Source organism: Bradyrhizobium sp. HKCCYLR20261, assembly GCF_051168435.1.
Classification (GTDB): domain Bacteria; phylum Pseudomonadota; class Alphaproteobacteria; order Rhizobiales; family Xanthobacteraceae; genus Bradyrhizobium.
Window position 1 is genome coordinate 401,638 of record NZ_JBNPUZ010000003.1, and the last position, 14,581, is coordinate 416,218.

The 14,581-nt window shown below is 65.2% G+C and carries 14 protein-coding genes; 10 read left to right on the forward strand and 4 right to left on the reverse strand.

Annotated elements, in window-relative coordinates:
- Nucleotides 1-2 precede the first annotated feature (2 nt).
- From ACQR1L_RS09035 to ACQR1L_RS09045, 3 genes are read left to right on the forward strand one after another with little or no spacing between them, the layout of a single operon-like run.
- Nucleotides 3-1,931, forward strand: a complete 1,929-nt coding sequence (locus ACQR1L_RS09035; RefSeq protein WP_434857603.1) for a DUF2793 domain-containing protein — start codon at nt 3-5, stop codon at nt 1,929-1,931.
- Nucleotides 1,932-2,327 (forward strand): hypothetical protein, encoded by a 396-nt coding sequence (locus tag ACQR1L_RS09040; protein ID WP_434857604.1) that lies wholly within the window; start codon nt 1,932-1,934, stop codon nt 2,325-2,327.
- The gene (locus ACQR1L_RS09045; RefSeq protein WP_434857605.1) at nt 2,324-3,454 is read left to right on the forward strand and encodes a hypothetical protein; all 1,131 of its coding nucleotides are present in this window, start codon (nt 2,324-2,326) and stop codon (nt 3,452-3,454) included. Before ACQR1L_RS09040 ends, ACQR1L_RS09045 begins: the two co-directional genes overlap by 4 nt.
- On the opposite strand, the gene ACQR1L_RS09050 is transcribed toward ACQR1L_RS09045, so the two are convergent.
- On the reverse strand, nt 3,451-4,677 hold the full coding sequence (locus ACQR1L_RS09050) for an acyltransferase family protein (protein WP_434857606.1): 1,227 nt from the start codon (nt 4,675-4,677) through the stop codon (nt 3,451-3,453). The two genes, ACQR1L_RS09045 and ACQR1L_RS09050, sit on opposite strands and share 4 nt — an antisense overlap.
- A 465-nt stretch (nt 4,678-5,142) precedes the next feature.
- On the opposite strand from ACQR1L_RS09050, the gene ACQR1L_RS09055 reads away from it, so the two are divergent.
- Nucleotides 5,143-5,592 (forward strand): NUDIX hydrolase, encoded by a 450-nt coding sequence (locus ACQR1L_RS09055; protein WP_434857607.1) that lies wholly within the window; start codon nt 5,143-5,145, stop codon nt 5,590-5,592.
- 13 nt (nt 5,593-5,605) lie between these two features.
- Here the strand turns inward: ACQR1L_RS09055 and hpaD are convergent, their stop codons facing one another.
- Nucleotides 5,606-6,523 (reverse strand): 3,4-dihydroxyphenylacetate 2,3-dioxygenase, encoded by a 918-nt coding sequence (gene hpaD / locus ACQR1L_RS09060; RefSeq protein WP_434857608.1) that lies wholly within the window; start codon nt 6,521-6,523, stop codon nt 5,606-5,608.
- A gap of 162 nt (nt 6,524-6,685) precedes the next feature.
- A complete protein-coding gene (locus ACQR1L_RS09065; RefSeq protein ID WP_434857609.1) occupies nt 6,686-7,207 on the reverse strand; it encodes an Hsp20/alpha crystallin family protein in 522 nt (173 codons plus the stop codon).
- Between the two features lie 508 nt (nt 7,208-7,715).
- Between ACQR1L_RS09065 and ACQR1L_RS09070 the strand changes: the two genes are divergently transcribed.
- From ACQR1L_RS09070 to ACQR1L_RS09095, 6 genes are all read left to right on the forward strand, one after another.
- A complete protein-coding gene (locus ACQR1L_RS09070) occupies nt 7,716-9,470 on the forward strand; it encodes an ATP-binding protein (protein ID WP_434857610.1) in 1,755 nt (584 codons plus the stop codon).
- Nucleotides 9,471-9,595: 125 nt separating this feature from the next.
- Nucleotides 9,596-10,081: a MarR family winged helix-turn-helix transcriptional regulator gene (locus ACQR1L_RS09075; protein WP_434857611.1), complete on the forward strand. Its 486-nt coding sequence runs from the start codon at nt 9,596-9,598 to the stop codon at nt 10,079-10,081.
- A complete protein-coding gene (locus ACQR1L_RS09080) occupies nt 10,081-12,132 on the forward strand; it encodes an FUSC family protein (protein WP_434857612.1) in 2,052 nt (683 codons plus the stop codon). The genes ACQR1L_RS09075 and ACQR1L_RS09080 overlap by 1 nt, the downstream gene beginning before the upstream one ends.
- Nucleotides 12,129-12,338: a DUF1656 domain-containing protein gene (locus ACQR1L_RS09085; protein WP_434857613.1), complete on the forward strand. Its 210-nt coding sequence runs from the start codon at nt 12,129-12,131 to the stop codon at nt 12,336-12,338. Before ACQR1L_RS09080 ends, ACQR1L_RS09085 begins: the two co-directional genes overlap by 4 nt.
- On the forward strand, nt 12,335-13,201 hold the full coding sequence (locus ACQR1L_RS09090) for an efflux RND transporter periplasmic adaptor subunit (RefSeq protein WP_434857614.1): 867 nt from the start codon (nt 12,335-12,337) through the stop codon (nt 13,199-13,201). Before ACQR1L_RS09085 ends, ACQR1L_RS09090 begins: the two co-directional genes overlap by 4 nt.
- Nucleotides 13,202-13,272: 71 nt before the next feature.
- The gene (locus ACQR1L_RS09095) at nt 13,273-13,857 is read left to right on the forward strand and encodes a peroxidase-related enzyme (RefSeq protein WP_434857615.1); all 585 of its coding nucleotides are present in this window, start codon (nt 13,273-13,275) and stop codon (nt 13,855-13,857) included.
- Nucleotides 13,858-13,861: 4 nt separating this feature from the next.
- Here the strand turns inward: ACQR1L_RS09095 and ACQR1L_RS09100 are convergent, their stop codons facing one another.
- Complete coding sequence (locus ACQR1L_RS09100) at nt 13,862-14,485, reverse strand: ParB-like protein (RefSeq protein ID WP_434857616.1); 624 nt, start codon at nt 14,483-14,485, stop codon at nt 13,862-13,864.
- Nucleotides 14,486-14,581 lie beyond the last annotated feature (96 nt).

A 14,581-nucleotide genomic window follows, 5' to 3' on the forward strand; every position in this document is an offset into this window, starting at 1 on the left:
CGATGACAGTCAATCACGCCGCGGTCGCGGCGCTCCCGACCTCAGGAGACACCAACAAGGGCGCGTTGCGCAACCTGCTGGTCGCGCGGATGGCCTATGTGCTCGCCGACGTCGAGGACTCGCGGGACCTGGTCGCGGTCGATCCGTCGACGGGTGCAACCATCATCGATCTCGTGCTGTTCGGCCGCTACTTCCACCTCGACGCGACGGACACCACGACGGCGCACGATGGGACCAGCTGTCTCGTGAGTTCGGATGGATTGCGATACAAGCTGGCGGCCGGTACCGACGTCTTCGCCTATTCGGTGCTCGACAACACGCTGTCGGCTCCGCCGGGATCTCCGACGCGCGGCGATGCGTATCTGGTTGCAGCCGGCGCGAGCGGGGCCTGGGCCGGGAAGAGCAACCAGATCACGGTCTACACCAGGCGCGGCTGGGAGTTCATCAACTTCGGCATCGGCCGCTTCATCTACGTGAGGTCGATCGACACGTACTATCACAAGAACGCCGGCGGCTCGTGGGTGGTCGGGCTCGGCAACCAGACGTTTGCAGCCAACTCCGTCCCGCTGTCCGCCGCGATCAATTTCGGCCGGCGCATGATCGTCGAAAACCAGACGACCACAGTGCCGCCGGCGAGCCCAAGCGTCGGCACCGCCTACATCATTGCTCCGTCGGCAACCGGTGCATGGGCCGGGGCCGACGGCAAGCTGGCGATCTGCGAGATCGCCGGCACCTTCACGCTGTACACGCCAGGACCGGGATGGCTCGCCTTCGACAAGGCGCAAGGTGTCGAGTTCCGCTTCGACGGCACGAGCTGGGTGTCGACCTCCAACCCCGTCAAACGTATCAACTCCGCCACAGATCCAGTCTACAACGTCACGAGCGCCGACAACGGCCTGACACTCAGCTTCTATGGCGGCGCGTTTGCCGTGGTCCTGTTCCCGTCGGCGACGGCGCTCCCGGTCGGCTTCAAATGCACGATCCACAACGAGGAGACTGGCTCAGTCGGCAAGGGTGTCGGAGGCACAAATGTCGGCAGCTTCACGCTGTATCCGACCCAGAGCTATGACGTCGAGCGGATCGCGACGACGGTCACCCTCATGGGCGGTCTGCGGCCGTGGATGAGGAACGGCGTACAGCTCTACGTTCATGCTACCAACGGCAGCGACGACCCACTCGTTGCCGACGGCCTCGCAGATTCCGCGCGGGCCTTCAAAACTGAGGCCGCCGCCTGGCAGGCACTGAACAAGAACTTCCTGCACTGTGGTGGCCAATCGACCGTCACATTGACGGGAGACTTCCCGGCCCATCACGAATTCCACGGCCAGCCACCGGGCTGCCAAGCGTTCTACTGGGTCGGCGCTGCGCCCGGAGCCTTCACCAAGACCTATACGTCGGGAGGGTCGTGCTGGACCATCGGTGACGGCTGCTGCATGTTGTTTGGCAACGTGACGTTCTTCGGCGGCGGCGCCAATGTCAAAGCGATTCAGCAGCATCAGAAGTCGATCGTCGATCAGCTTGGCGGCGTCGTCTTCGACAACTTCGGTTCCGGTACTGGTGCACATTACTCAAGCGACGGCTCCGGTTGGACGTACAATCAGAATGCGAGCTACACGATCGCAAACGGTGGCAACGCCGGAAGTCACATCGCCGCTCTCGGCTCTGGTGTCGTCAATGTCGTGGGGGGCATTACGGTCTCGATCAACGGGCCGACCTCCGCAGTGTTCGGGAGTTTCTACAACGCTTCGGGCCCGGTCCTAATCAACCTTGGTGGTGCCATCACGTATGGGACGACCGGGAGCGGGACGAAACAGTGGACCGTCGCACCGGGGGCCTATTTAAGCCGCAACGGCAATACGATCCCGGGCAACCTTCCGGGGACACCAGCTGCGGGTTCAGCGCCAGGTGCAGGATCAGGATGGGTGAGCTAGATGCCGATCTACAAGATCTCCAAAGACGATCGTTGCAAGCTCTTCAACCTCTCACCTGATCTGTACGACCAGGCGCAGCGGCTGATCGCCGAACGCGACAACGAAATCGAGAGCGCATTGGCCGAGCAGCGCCGGCTGGACGCGGCTGGAGTTCCTCAACAAGAGTGGCCGCAGGTGCCTTCCTTTCTGTCGTGGTACGACGCCTGTCGAGCTATCGACCCGAATGTCAACTTCGGCCGATGGCACTTCTTCGTCGACTGCGCCAGCGGTGACCAGGGTGGGCACCTGACGATCGCGCTGCCGGAGATTTCCGCCACAATGCTGCAGCGAGAGCTCGGCATCGAACTTGAGTACGTGCACAAGGTTCACCACCGTCCGCAGGACCATCCCGAATGAGTGCGAACCCCATCGATAGTGTCGCGGGACTGGCCTCGGCGGCAGACGTGTCGAAGTCCGATTTCCGAACCTGGGCGAAAGGCCGCGTCTCCCAGGTGTTCGCCGACGCGACCGAAATTCGCAACACCACCCTTGCTGGCCAGTCGGCCATCTGTCTGAAGACGACCGGCAAGGACTACTATCTCGACGGCACCGACACGACTACGGCCGACGACGGGCTCACCTGCATCATCTCCAACGACGGCAAGCGGTTCAAGCTGGCGTCTGGTCAGTTCGTTCTCGATACGGACGCGGCACTCGGTGCCAACAGCGACGCCCGCGTTGCCTCGCAGAAAGCGGTGAAGTCGTACGTCGATCAGATCGTCGGCGCAGCCGACGCGATGGTCTTTAAAGGGGTCATCAACTGCTCGGCAAGCCCGAATTATCCGGCCGCCGATCGCGGCTGGACCTACAAGGTGTCGGCCGCCGGCAAGATCGGCGGAGCATCGGGGACCAACGTTGAGGTCGGAGACACGCTGTTCTGCATCACCGATGGCACGGCCTCGGGCACGCAAGCTGGCGTGGGAGCGAGCTGGAATATCATCCAGGCCAATATGGATGGTGGCGTGACAGGGCCAGCAACCGCGGTGGGCGACAACGTAGCCGCATTCAATGGCACGAGCGGCAAGATCGTGAAGGACAGCGGTAAGCCGCTTGCCGCGCTGCCCTCGGCTGTCGGCCAGCTGCCGGGGACGACCACGAACGACAACGCATCAGCGGGCAACGTCGGGGAGTTCCTCTCGTCGTCGGGGACCGGCGTCGCCTTGACGCCAGGCGGCAGCGTCAACATCGCGTCCCGTTCGTTGCCGCCTGGCGACTGGGACGTCGAGGGCATCATTGCATTCGGAAACAGCGGAGCCACCACCTATACGGCCGTGCTGGCGTCGGTGAGCACGACGAGCGCGACGCGTGGCTCGCTGGAGGCTGGCGGCAACGTCAACATCGCCGGCGCGACTCACAACCTCATTGCACCACGAACGCGGCTATCGCTTGCGTCGACGACGACGGTCTACCTGGTGGCATTCAGCCAGTCATCGGGCGGCTCGCCGACCGGCGCTGGAACCATATCGGCACGTCGTGTGCGTTAGCTCAATGGAGCCGACGATGCCCGGTCATCCGCAAGCGGCAGGAACTCAGGCGGCCGGCGAGCTGTCGACGACCGTGAATCGGTCATCATCTCGTCCAGCCAATAGCCGACGCGGCGCGACACGCGTACGGCGCTCACGTCTACTACTGGAGTTAGGAGAACTGACGAACCCAGGCAGACGAGCAGAACGACGGGCAGGCCGATCGCAGCAGCGGTCGCGTTGCCGGCCGTCGCGAGTTCCACGATCAGCCAGGCGCCAAGGCTACAGAGGATCGGGACATGGATCAGGTAGAGCGTGAAGCTGATTCTGCCGAGGCTTTTCGCCACCGGCGACGCCAGGATCTGTTGAGCAGAAGAGGACGTCAGCACACCCCCGAGCAAAAGCGTCGCGCCAATGGAGTGCCAGATCCGGGTATTGTCGAAGCTGAATTTCGGCAGCGGGTAGACCAGCTCAAGCTTCCCACCGGTGACGTCCGGGAGAGTGCAAAGATAGAGGCCGAAAAGGCAGAGTGCCGCAGGCAACCAAGGCATCCGTCCAAGGCGGTGAACTTCGACTTCATACTCTCGCAGGAGGGCACCGACCGCAAAGAGAGGAAGATAGTCGAACAGGTGCACAGCTATAAGGCAGCCATACAGCGCGGTGCGCCATCTCCTTGTTGCTGGGATGGCGTTGATCAGAAGGATGTAGAACGATCCAACCATCTCCGGATGCATGGTCCACAGGTTCGAATTGTAGGCGTTGGATCCTGTGGCAAATGTGCCAACGAGCGCCTCGTATGTCATCGCTGTGAACGAAGCATCGAACTGGTACCACGCGCCGGCCCACTCTCCGAAGATGCGGGCCGACTCGGCATTGCGGAAGAGACCGAATCGAAGCAGGCAATAAGCAAAAGTCGAGGTGATCAGGATCGGGATGGCGAGCCGAAGATACCGGCGCACAACCTGAGCCGGAAAGCTAATCGTCGCTCCGCGAGCGAAGTCGGCCAACACGAAACCGCTGAGCAGAAAGAAGATGCAAACCGCGGAGTTGCCGTTCGCCACAAGGCCCACGACCTTGAGGAGCATAGCCGGAATGGCTGCCACGCCGTCGCCCGACGAATAGCTGGAGATCGGTTGGCTGAACATCATCCAGGAATGACCGATCAGGACCACCAGGGCGGCAACGCCGCGCAGACCGTCCAGATACTCGACGCGACGAGTGTCCCCAAGCCGTTTCACATTCATAGCCGCCCCCCGACTGCCCACCCTTGCCCGACCGTATCCATGTGGAACAAAGGTGGCAACCGCTGGGGGATGACCACCTTAGAGGGATTTAAAGCGGGACGCGTCAAAGCCTGGTTCCGGGTGGTTCCCGGAGCTTCTTTTTGGGGGGTGACATTTGAAGTTGCGCGGGGTGACATTTGAAATTGCGCGCTACACGACGCTGAGGTCAAGTCGGCGGACGATGACGCTGACGACGGGGGCAAGAACGCCGGTCCCCGGGGAGATCACGTATAAGCCGTAAGCCCATTGCGCAGGGAAGGCCGGCGTGTCGCGGCCAATCCTGTGGTGACTGCCGCCTGCTTTTCTTTCTGCAGGCGGGCCATGGGTGCGGCCTGCACCCGGCCTTCCCTGTGCCCTCTCTGGTTTCGAGGGCCTTCAACTGGCAAAGCTCGGGCAGATGCTGCCGCGAGAACGATGAGACTTGTCATGCGTGAACGCCCCTCCTCCCGCCTCCTCATCGTCGATCCCGACGACCGGCTCCTGCTGTTCAAGTTCGTGCATCTGGCGGGCGCGCTGAAAGGGCAGCAGTTCTGGGCGACGCCGGGCGGCGGGGTCGATCCCGGCGAGAGCTACGCGGCCGCGGCCTGCCGCGAGATGTTCGAGGAGACCGGCATCCGCATCAGCGATCCCGGCCCCGAGATCGCGCAGCGTTCGGTGACCTTCACCCTGGTCGACGGCGAGGAGGTCAGCTCGGACGAGCGCTACTTCCTCGTCAGGGTCGCGCATCCGGATCTAAGTTCGGTGAACTGGACCGAGCTGGAGCGCGCCGCCATTGCCGCGCAGCATTGGTGGCGGCGGGCCGAACTTACGGCCACGGGGGAGACGGTCTACCCCGAGGACATCGTGGAGATGCTGGCCCGTGCGGGCGTGTGGTGAGGCGCTGCGCGGCTTACAGCCGTCCGCCCGCCAGCGCCGCGGCGCGGGGACGACCGACATCCTCGAGCACGTCAGGCATCGGCGAGACCGGAAACACCGCGTTGATCTGGCCGGTGCCCGACGACGGGAAGAAGGGCGTGACCACCTCGACGCCGCGGTCGTAATGATTCCAGCCGAGGGCGCCGAGCAGCATTGCGGTGTCGTGCATGAAGCCCTCGCCATGGCCCTTGCTGGCGTATTCCGGCAGCATGTCGCAGAAATCCGGCCACTCGCCCTGCTCCCACATCTGGATCACCTCGTGGTCGAGACGCTCCAGGAACGGGCTGAACATCTTGTCGCGATACTCGTCCGCGGTGCCGTTCTGCGCGAAACGGTGGCTGAGCGAGCCCGAGGCGAAGAACGCGACCGTGCCGTCGTAATGCTCCTCGACCGCGCGGCGGAACGCCCAGCCGAGCCTGGCGCTGTCGGCGAGATAATGCGAGGTGCACAGCGCCGACACCGACACGACCTTGAAGTGGCGATCAGCGTTCATGTAGCGCATCGGAACGAGCGTGCCGTATTCCAGGGCCAGCGAGGTCGCATCATGCGCCATGGTCGCGACGCCATGCGCGTTAGCGCCCTTGGCCAGGATGTGGCCAAGCTCCGGATTGCCGTCGTACTCGTAGGTCATGTTGGCGATGAAGTGCGGCAGCTCGTTCGAGGTGTAGAGCCCCTGGAAATGCGGCGCGCAGTTGATGTGGTAGCCGGCATTGACCAGCCAATGGGTGTCGAACACCACGATGGTGTCGACGCCGGCCTCGCGGCAGCGCCGCCCGATCTCGAGATGTCCGTCGATCGCCGACTGGCGCTTGCCCTTGGCCGGGCCATCCAGCTCGCTGAGATACATCGACGGCACATGCGTGATCTTGGCCGCCAGTGCGAGCTTGCCCATTGCTTCGTCTCCCATCCCATGCTTGTCCGGCCCGTATCGCCGGCCGCTTGCTTGCGATGCAGATTAGCCCCGCGGCCGCTCGAAAAAAAGGGCCGCGGATGCGGCCCTTCAGCGGGAATCGAATTCATCCGCCGTCCCATGGCCGGGAACGGCTGTTCGCGGTCAGGCCGCCTTGATGTCGATGGTCTTGGCCGCCTTCTGCGCCTCCGGCTTCTTCGGCAGGGTCACCTTGAGCACACCCTGCTTGAACACCGCCTCGATCTTGTCGGTGTCGACGCCGTCGGGGATCTGGAACGAGCGCTCGAAGGCGCCGAAGCTGCGCTCGCGGACATAATAGTCCTTCTTCTTCTCTTCCTTGTCCTCCTGCTTCTCGCCCTTGATCGACAGCACGCCGCCCGCGACCTTCACCTCGACGTTCTTCTCGTCGAGCCCCGGCAGTTCCGCCGAGACCTCGTAGGCATTGTCGTGCTCGGCGACATCGACCGCCGGCGCGACCGCGAAGGACCTCGTGCGCGCCAGGCCCGGCAGTTGATCGAACAGCGACGGCGTGCGCCAAAGTCCGCCGTGGAAGTCCTCGAACACGCGATCGATCTCGCGCCTGAGATTGTCGAACGGCCGCCATCCTTGCAACGACGGCGCGTTCGCAGTCTCGGTGTTCACAGGCAGCTTGGTGGGTTCAGCCATGATGTCATCCTCCTGCTTCACGCGAGGATCGGCTCTTCAGCGGCACATGCGCGACCGGCACGCTCGATGAGACCGGCAGGCATCCGCTCCCTCGCGCTCGACGGGAAGACCATACCGGGCTCGCCCGTGTTCCCTCTTGATCGCGATCAAATTCGCTTGCCGGAGGCGGCGTCACGCCGCGCCATGCTGACGCGCCTGCAAGCACGAACGGGCATGCGGCCGACCATCGATCCTGGCGCCGCCGCCGAACTAACATGGCTTATGCCGAGCCGTGGACATGGTGAACCGAGAGTTAATTCCACCAGCTCGCGCAACGCTTGAGGACAGGATGCAGAAACCTTTGTGCCACAAGGCGTTATGCCAGGTTTGGGAACCGGCGTCAGAGCGCTCGGCCACGCGCCTCGCCGCCACGAAAAAGCACCGGCCCGATCGCAAGTGTGGCCCGCTTAACAAATTCTCCAGTCACTGCGGAGAAGGTGTCGGCTCAAACAATTTCACCACAGGTTTCATGACCGTGACATCCTTTGGACGTGTGATCTCGGTGCGCGGCTCCCAGGCTCGCGTCGGCATTCTGTCGACGCAGCAGATGACCGTCTCCGACATCCGCGCCACTGTCGGCCGCTTCATCAGCATCCGCTGCCCCAACGCCACGATCATTGCCATCATCACCGAGGTCACCAGCGAAGACCTCTCGCAGGCCAACGAGTACGTCGCCACGGCCTCGGTCGACCTGCTCGGCGAGATCCTTGGGCCCGCCGACAAGCCGAAGTTCCAGCGCGGCGTCACCCACTATCCGACCATCGGCGACGCCGTCGACATGATCACCAGCCAGGAGCTGCGTACGATCTACACGCCGACCGCCGGCGATCACATCGACATCGGCGCCCTGCAGCAGGACCCGTCCGTGCGCGCCTGCGTCAATGTCGAGGAAATGCTGTCGAAGCACTTCGCGGTGCTCGGTTCGACCGGCGTCGGTAAGTCGACCGGCGTGTCGCTGCTGCTCAACGAGATCCTCAAAGCCCGCCCGAACCTGCGCATCTTCCTGCTCGACGTCCACAACGAATATGGCCGCTGCTTCGGCGAGCGCGCGCTGGTGCTCAACCCGCGCAATCTGAAGCTGCCGTTCTGGCTGTTCAATTTCGAGGAGATCGTCGACGTCCTGTTCGGCGGCCGCCCCGGCGTGCCGGAGGAGCTCGACATTCTCGCCGAGGTGATCCCGCTGGCGAAGGGCATCTACACCCAGTACCAGAACACGGACCGCATCGGCCTCAAGCGCATCGATCCGAAGACGATCGGCTACACCGTCGATACGCCGGTGCCGTATCGCCTCGTCGACCTGATCAATCTGATCGACGAGCGCATGGGCAAGCTCGAGAACCGTTCCTCGCGCATCATCTATCACAAGCTGATCTCGCGCATCGAGACCGTGCGCAACGACCCGCGCTACGCCTTCATGTTCGACAATGCCAATGTCGGCGGCGACACCATGGCCGAGGTCATCAGCCATCTGTTCCGCCTGCCAGCCAACGGCCGGCCGATGACGGTGATGCAGCTCGCCGGCTTTCCGGCCGAGGTGGTCGATTCCGTCGTCTCGGTGGTCTGCCGCATGGCGTTCGACTTCGGCCTGTGGAGCGACGGCGTCTCGCCGCTGCTGTTCGTCTGCGAGGAGGCGCACCGCTACGCCTCGGCCGACCGCTCGATCGGCTTCGGGCCGACCCGCAAGGCGATCTCGCGCATCGCCAAGGAAGGCCGCAAATATGGTGTCTATCTCGGCCTGATCACGCAGCGTCCCGCCGAGCTCGACGCCACCATCATCTCCCAGTGCAACACGCTGTTCACGATGCGTCTCGCCAACGAGCGCGACCAGTCGCTGCTGCGCTCGGCGGTGTCGGACGCCGCCGCCAACCTGCTGTCCTTCGTTCCCTCGCTCGGCACCCGCGAGGTGCTGGCCTTCGGTGAAGGCGTCGCGCTGCCGACCCGGCTGCGCTTCAAGGAGGTGCCGCCGCATCAGATGCCGCGCAGCGAGGCGACGATTGCCACGGTGCGCTCGGTCAACGCCGGGCACGACATGCATTTCGTCAGCGCGGTGCTGGAGCGCTGGCGCGGCGCGACCTCGAGCCGCGACGCGTCGAATGGCGACGGCGGCATCAGCGCGAGCAGCGATCGCGGCAGCCTGCCGAACTCGCTGGATGCCCCGATGCTGCAGCCCTCGATGGGCCTCGATCCCGACCGGTTCTCGCTGTTGAAGAAGCCGCTGCGCTGAGGAACCGGTAAAATCCAATCTGGCGCGGGTTCCAGTCGGCGCCAGCGAAACAAAAGGAAGATCAAGCCGCCTGTTTCTCGGCCAAATAGATTGCAACCTATCAATTTTATTCCTATCTAAATTGCATGTCACTTCCCCAGAGTACCATCCAATCGGAAATCGGCCTCCTGATCGCCCGCGTCGCGCGGTTGTGGCGGCGCGAGGCCGACCAGGCCCTGGCCAACCACGGCCTGTCCCAAGCCACCGCGCACCCGCTGCGGGCGTTGGCGCGGCACGGCACAGGCGAGACCGGCGGCATCCGCCAGGGAGCGCTGGCCGAGGAGGTCGGCATCGAGGGCCCCTCGCTGGTCCGGCTGATCGACCTGCTGCAAACCGAAAAGCTGGTCGAGCGCCGGGAAGACCGCACCGACCGCCGCGCCAAGACGCTGCATCTGACCGCCAAGGGCGCGGCCAAGGCCACGGAGATCGAGGCGGTCCTGGGGCGGGTGCGGAGCGTTCTGCTCGCGGACATCGCGCCCGAGGACCTCGCAGTCACCTACGACGTTTTGCATCGCATCGAGCAGCGCATGACGCGCCTGACCGACGCCGTCCCCTCCAGGCCTGGCCCCTGATGCGAACCATGCCCACCTTCCCCCTCCGCGGCGCCGACCTGGCCTTCTCGGTGAAGACGTTCGCCGCCGCCGTGCTGGCGCTGCTGATCGCGCTGTGGATCGACCTGCCGCGGCCCTATTGGGCGATGGCCACCGTCTACATCACCTCGCAGCCGCTCGCCGGCGCCACCGCCTCCAAGGCTCTCTACCGGGTGCTGGGGACGCTCGCGGGCGCGGCAGCGGCCGTTGCGATCGTGCCGAGCTTCGTCAACTCGCCCGAACTGCTCAGTCTCGTCATCGCGCTGTGGACCGGCGCCTGCCTCTACGTCTCGCTGCTCGACCGCACCCCGCGCGGCTACCTGTTCATGCTGGCTGGCTACACGCTGGCCTTGATCGGCTTTCCGGCGGTGACAGATCCCGGCAGCATCTTCGATGTCGCGGTCTCGCGCGCCCAGGAGATCACGCTCGGCATCATCTGCGCGACACTGGTCTCCACCATCGTGCTTCCGCGCAGCGTCGCGCCTGTGGTGGCCGCCAAGGTCGAGCGCTGGCTCAGCGATGCGCGCGGCCTCAGCCGTGACGTCCTGCTCGGTGGCGGCGGCAGCGACGCCGATCGTGCCCACCGCCTCCGGCTCGCCGCCGAAGCGCTGGAGATCGATGCGCTCGCCACCCACCTCGCCTTCGATCGGCAGGCCGACCATCATGCGGTCGAAGGGCTCCGCGCCTTGCGGCTGCACATGCAGTTGCTGCTGCCGCTGCTCGGCTCGATCCACGACCGCCTCGCAGCGCTCGACGGCCATGTCGGAGGCGAGCTCCGCGCTCTCCTGCGACACCTCGCCGACTGGGTGATCGCGGCAGACGACCGCGAACCGGCCGACCGCCTGCGCACCGACATCGACGCGCTTCGCCCGTCGCTTCAAGGCAACTCCTCGTGGCACCAGATCATGACCACGAGCCTGCTGATCCGGCTGCGCGAGCTCGTCGATATCGCCGAGGATTGCCGGGCGCTGAATGCGGCCATTGCGGCCGGCACTGACACGTCCAGGGTGCCGCTCGCCTTCCGCACCGAGCAGGGCATCGCGCCGGCGCGGCATCGCGATCCTGCGCTGGCGCTATGGTCGGCGGCCGGCGTCGTGATCGCGATTCTGGTCTGCTGCGCGTTCTGGATCGCGACCGGCTGGGCCGATGGGGCCTCGGCGCCCATGATGGCGGCGGTCGCCTGCTCCTTCTTCGCCACGCAGGACGATCCCGCGCCGAGCATCGTCCGCTTCGCGGCCTGGTCGCTGGTCGCGATCGCCGTCGACGCGGTCTATCTCTTCGCGATCATTCCGGCGATCTCCGACGTCGAGCTGCTGATTGCCGCGCTGGCGCCGGCTTTCCTGCTGTTCGGGGTTCTGATCGCACGTCCCCAGACCACGCCGATCGGCATGGCGCTGGGCGCCAACGGCGCGACCTTGCTGGCGCTGCAATCGACCTACAGCGCCGATTTCCAGAGCTACGCCAATTCGTCGATCGCCTTCATGGTCGGGATGGTCGCGGCCGTCGTGCTGACGCGGCTGGTTCGCTCGGTGCGCGCCGAATGGATTGCGCAGCGATTGCTGCGCACGAGCTGGGACACGCTCGCTTTGACCGCCGAGCGGCGCGGCCACCACGATCGCGGCGCCTTCGTCGGCCTCATGCTCGACCGCCTGGGACTGCTCGCGCAACGTTTTGCTGCGATTCCGGAGGACGACCGCCGCGAGCTCGACAATCTGAGCCATCTCCGGGTCGGCCTCAACATCATCGATCTCCGCCGCGCACGCCATGGACTGACGGAGACTGCGCTCGGCGCCATCGAGACGATGCTCGACCGTCTCGCCGCCGCGTGCCGCGGCCGGGGCATCGGGACCGGCGCGATGCCTGCCCATCTCTTGTCCGCGATCGACGTGGCCTTGCTGAAGACGCTGGACGAGCCGGTGGCGGCAGCGAAGGAAGATGCGCTGATCGGGCTGGTCGGCATCCGCACTGGCCTTTTTCCAGACGCGCCAGCCTATCGTGCCGACAGTGCCGCTCGACGGAGCCTCGTCGCATGAAGCACGACATCGACATCGCCGGCGTGCTGGTGCCCTCGCTGCTGCTCTGGCTGATCATCGCCTATGGCTGCATCGCCGTGCTGCGCGTCCTGCTGCGCCGGCTCGGCGTCTACCGCCTAGTGTGGCACCCCGCGCTGTTCGACTTCGCGCTGTACGTCTGCGCGCTCAGCGGCATCGTCTATCTCGCTTCGGAGTTCCTGTCGTGAAAGGCATCTTTCCTCTGCTTGGCCGCGTCGCGGTGACGGCCGCCGCCGTCGCCGCGGTGATCCTGGTCGGCACTTATCTGTGGGGCTACTACATGAAGGCGCCGTGGACGCGCGACGGCCGCGTGCGCGCCGACATCGTCCAGATCGCGCCTGACGTCTCCGGCTTCGTCACCGAGGTGCTGGTGCGCGACAATCAGCCGGTGCATCAGGGGGACGTGATCTTCCGCATCGATCGCGCCCGCTTCAAGCTCGCGCTGCAGCAGGCCGACGCGGTCGTGGCCGGCCGGCTCGCGACGCTCAACCAGGCGAATGCCGACCTCGACCGCTACCGTTCGCTGACAACCGAGGCCGTGTCACAGCAGAAGCAGGAGCAGGTGCTCGCCACCCAGCAGCAGGCGCAGGCGTCCTATGACCAGGCTCTGGCCGACCAGGCCGTCGCCAAGCTCAATCTGGAGCGCAGCGAGGTGCATGCGCCGGTCAGCGGCGTCATCACCAACATGGACCTGCGGCCCGGAACCTATGTCGGCGCCGGGAAAGGCGTGATGGCGCTGGTCGACAGCGACACGCTGCATGTCGAGGGCTATTTCGAGGAGACCAAGCTGCCGCGCATCCGTGTCGGCGCACCCGTCCGCATCCGCCTGATGGGCGCCGGCGAGGTGCTGACCGGCAAGGTCGAGAGCATCGCCGCGGGCATCGAGGACCGCGACCGCGCCGAGGGCGCGAGCCTGCTCGCCAACATCAATCCGACCTTCAACTGGGTGCGACTGGCGCAGCGCATCCCCGTGCGCATCGCGCTCGACGACATTTCGCGGCGGAGCGAGCTGGTCGCCGGACGCTCCGCCACCGTGGAGGTCCTGAACTGAGCCTGAGCCGTTGCGCCCCCTCCGCGATCGACTAAGGTTCGCACCCCAACGCCACGCCGGACCCATCGCCCATGACCCAGCCCGCCATCAGCCGCTTCCCCGTCCCCGCGATCGACGCGCTGCCGGAGGACATCCGCACCCGCCTGTTAGGGGTGCAGGAGAAGAGCGGCTTCGTGCCCAACGTGTTCCTCACCCTGGCGCACCGGCCCGACGAGTTCCGCGCCTTCTTCGCCTATCACGACGCGCTCATGGACAAGGACGGCGGCCTGACCAAGGCCGAGCGCGAGATGATCGTGGTGGCGACGTCGAGCGCCAACCAGTGCCAGTATTGCGTGATCGCGCACGGCGCGATCCTGCGCATCCGCGCCAAGAATCCCCTGATCGCCGACCAGATCGCGATCAACTACCGCAAGGCGGATATCACTCCGCGCCAGCGCGCGATGCTCGATTTCGCGATGAAGGTCGCGCTTCAGGCGCAGACCGTCGGCGATGCCGACTTCAAGGCGCTTGCGGAGCAGGGCTTCAGCGACGACGACATCTGGGACATCGCCGCGATCGCGGCCTTCTTCGCGCTGTCGAACCGGCTGGCCAACGTCACGGGCATGCGCCCCAATGACGAGTTCTACCTGATGGGGAGGCTGCCGAAGGCGAAGTGATCGATCAGTCGTCCGCGGCCGGGCCGCACCAGCCCGGCAGGTAGACCGCGTCATGGCTCTTGGCGAACGCCAGCGCGTGCTCCATGGCCGCCTCGAAGCGCTCCTCGACGGTCTTGCGCTTGACCTTGCGGCGCAGGAAATCCGCCCACAGGAACTCGCTGAACGGCGTGGTGTCCTTGGCAAAGCCGCCGGCGCGGCGCAACTCGCCGGCGAGGCTGCGGTACGGATCGTCCTTCAGGTCCGCCACGCTCTTCGGCAAGTCCTTGAATGGCCGCCGCTCGCCCTTGGCGTCATAGGGATAGACCCAGCGCTTGTTGTCCATCACGTTCCAGAAGCCGTCGGGATCGACCATCGAGAGGTCGCCGATCACGGTGACGAGCACGTCCTTGACGCCCTCGTCGTGCAGCGCGCGGGTCAGATGATGATGGTCGACGACGTAGTGCCGCCTGTCCGGCCCGAGCACGACCGGGATCATGTGCTTGCCGAGCAGCTCGGCCCTCTTCTTGGCCTTGTGCGCGCGCCAGCGCTCCCGCTTCTCCATCACCTCGCGCATGCCGACCGTCATCTGCGTCGGCCGCAGCGACAGGATTGGAATGGGATGCAGCAGCGGCTCTCTCATATTCGCCATGCGTCAGCTCCGATGAACGACCGGCAATATGCCACGTCCGCCCTGGCCTTGCAGCGCCTCCTGCGAAGCAATTCCCGACTGGTTCCAGGGATCGCA

Coding starts and splice junctions, on each gene's coding strand:
- ACQR1L_RS09085 (WP_434857613.1), top strand. CDS start 12,129: ATGAAGCACGACATCGACATCGCCGGCGTGCTGGTGCCCTCGCTGCTG.
- ACQR1L_RS09040 (WP_434857604.1), top strand. CDS start 1,932: ATGCCGATCTACAAGATCTCCAAAGACGATCGTTGCAAGCTCTTCAAC.
- ACQR1L_RS09075 (WP_434857611.1), top strand. CDS start 9,596: ATGTCACTTCCCCAGAGTACCATCCAATCGGAAATCGGCCTCCTGATC.
- hpaD (WP_434857608.1), bottom strand. CDS start 6,523: ATGGGCAAGCTCGCACTGGCGGCCAAGATCACGCATGTGCCGTCGATG.
- ACQR1L_RS09070 (WP_434857610.1), top strand. CDS start 7,716: ATGACCGTGACATCCTTTGGACGTGTGATCTCGGTGCGCGGCTCCCAG.
- ACQR1L_RS09050 (WP_434857606.1), bottom strand. CDS start 4,677: ATGAATGTGAAACGGCTTGGGGACACTCGTCGCGTCGAGTATCTGGAC.
- ACQR1L_RS09035 (WP_434857603.1), top strand. CDS start 3: ATGACAGTCAATCACGCCGCGGTCGCGGCGCTCCCGACCTCAGGAGAC.
- ACQR1L_RS09065 (WP_434857609.1), bottom strand. CDS start 7,207: ATGGCTGAACCCACCAAGCTGCCTGTGAACACCGAGACTGCGAACGCG.
- ACQR1L_RS09100 (WP_434857616.1), bottom strand. CDS start 14,485: ATGGCGAATATGAGAGAGCCGCTGCTGCATCCCATTCCAATCCTGTCG.
- ACQR1L_RS09045 (WP_434857605.1), top strand. CDS start 2,324: ATGAGTGCGAACCCCATCGATAGTGTCGCGGGACTGGCCTCGGCGGCA.
- ACQR1L_RS09055 (WP_434857607.1), top strand. CDS start 5,143: ATGCGTGAACGCCCCTCCTCCCGCCTCCTCATCGTCGATCCCGACGAC.
- ACQR1L_RS09095 (WP_434857615.1), top strand. CDS start 13,273: ATGACCCAGCCCGCCATCAGCCGCTTCCCCGTCCCCGCGATCGACGCG.
- ACQR1L_RS09080 (WP_434857612.1), top strand. CDS start 10,081: ATGCGAACCATGCCCACCTTCCCCCTCCGCGGCGCCGACCTGGCCTTC.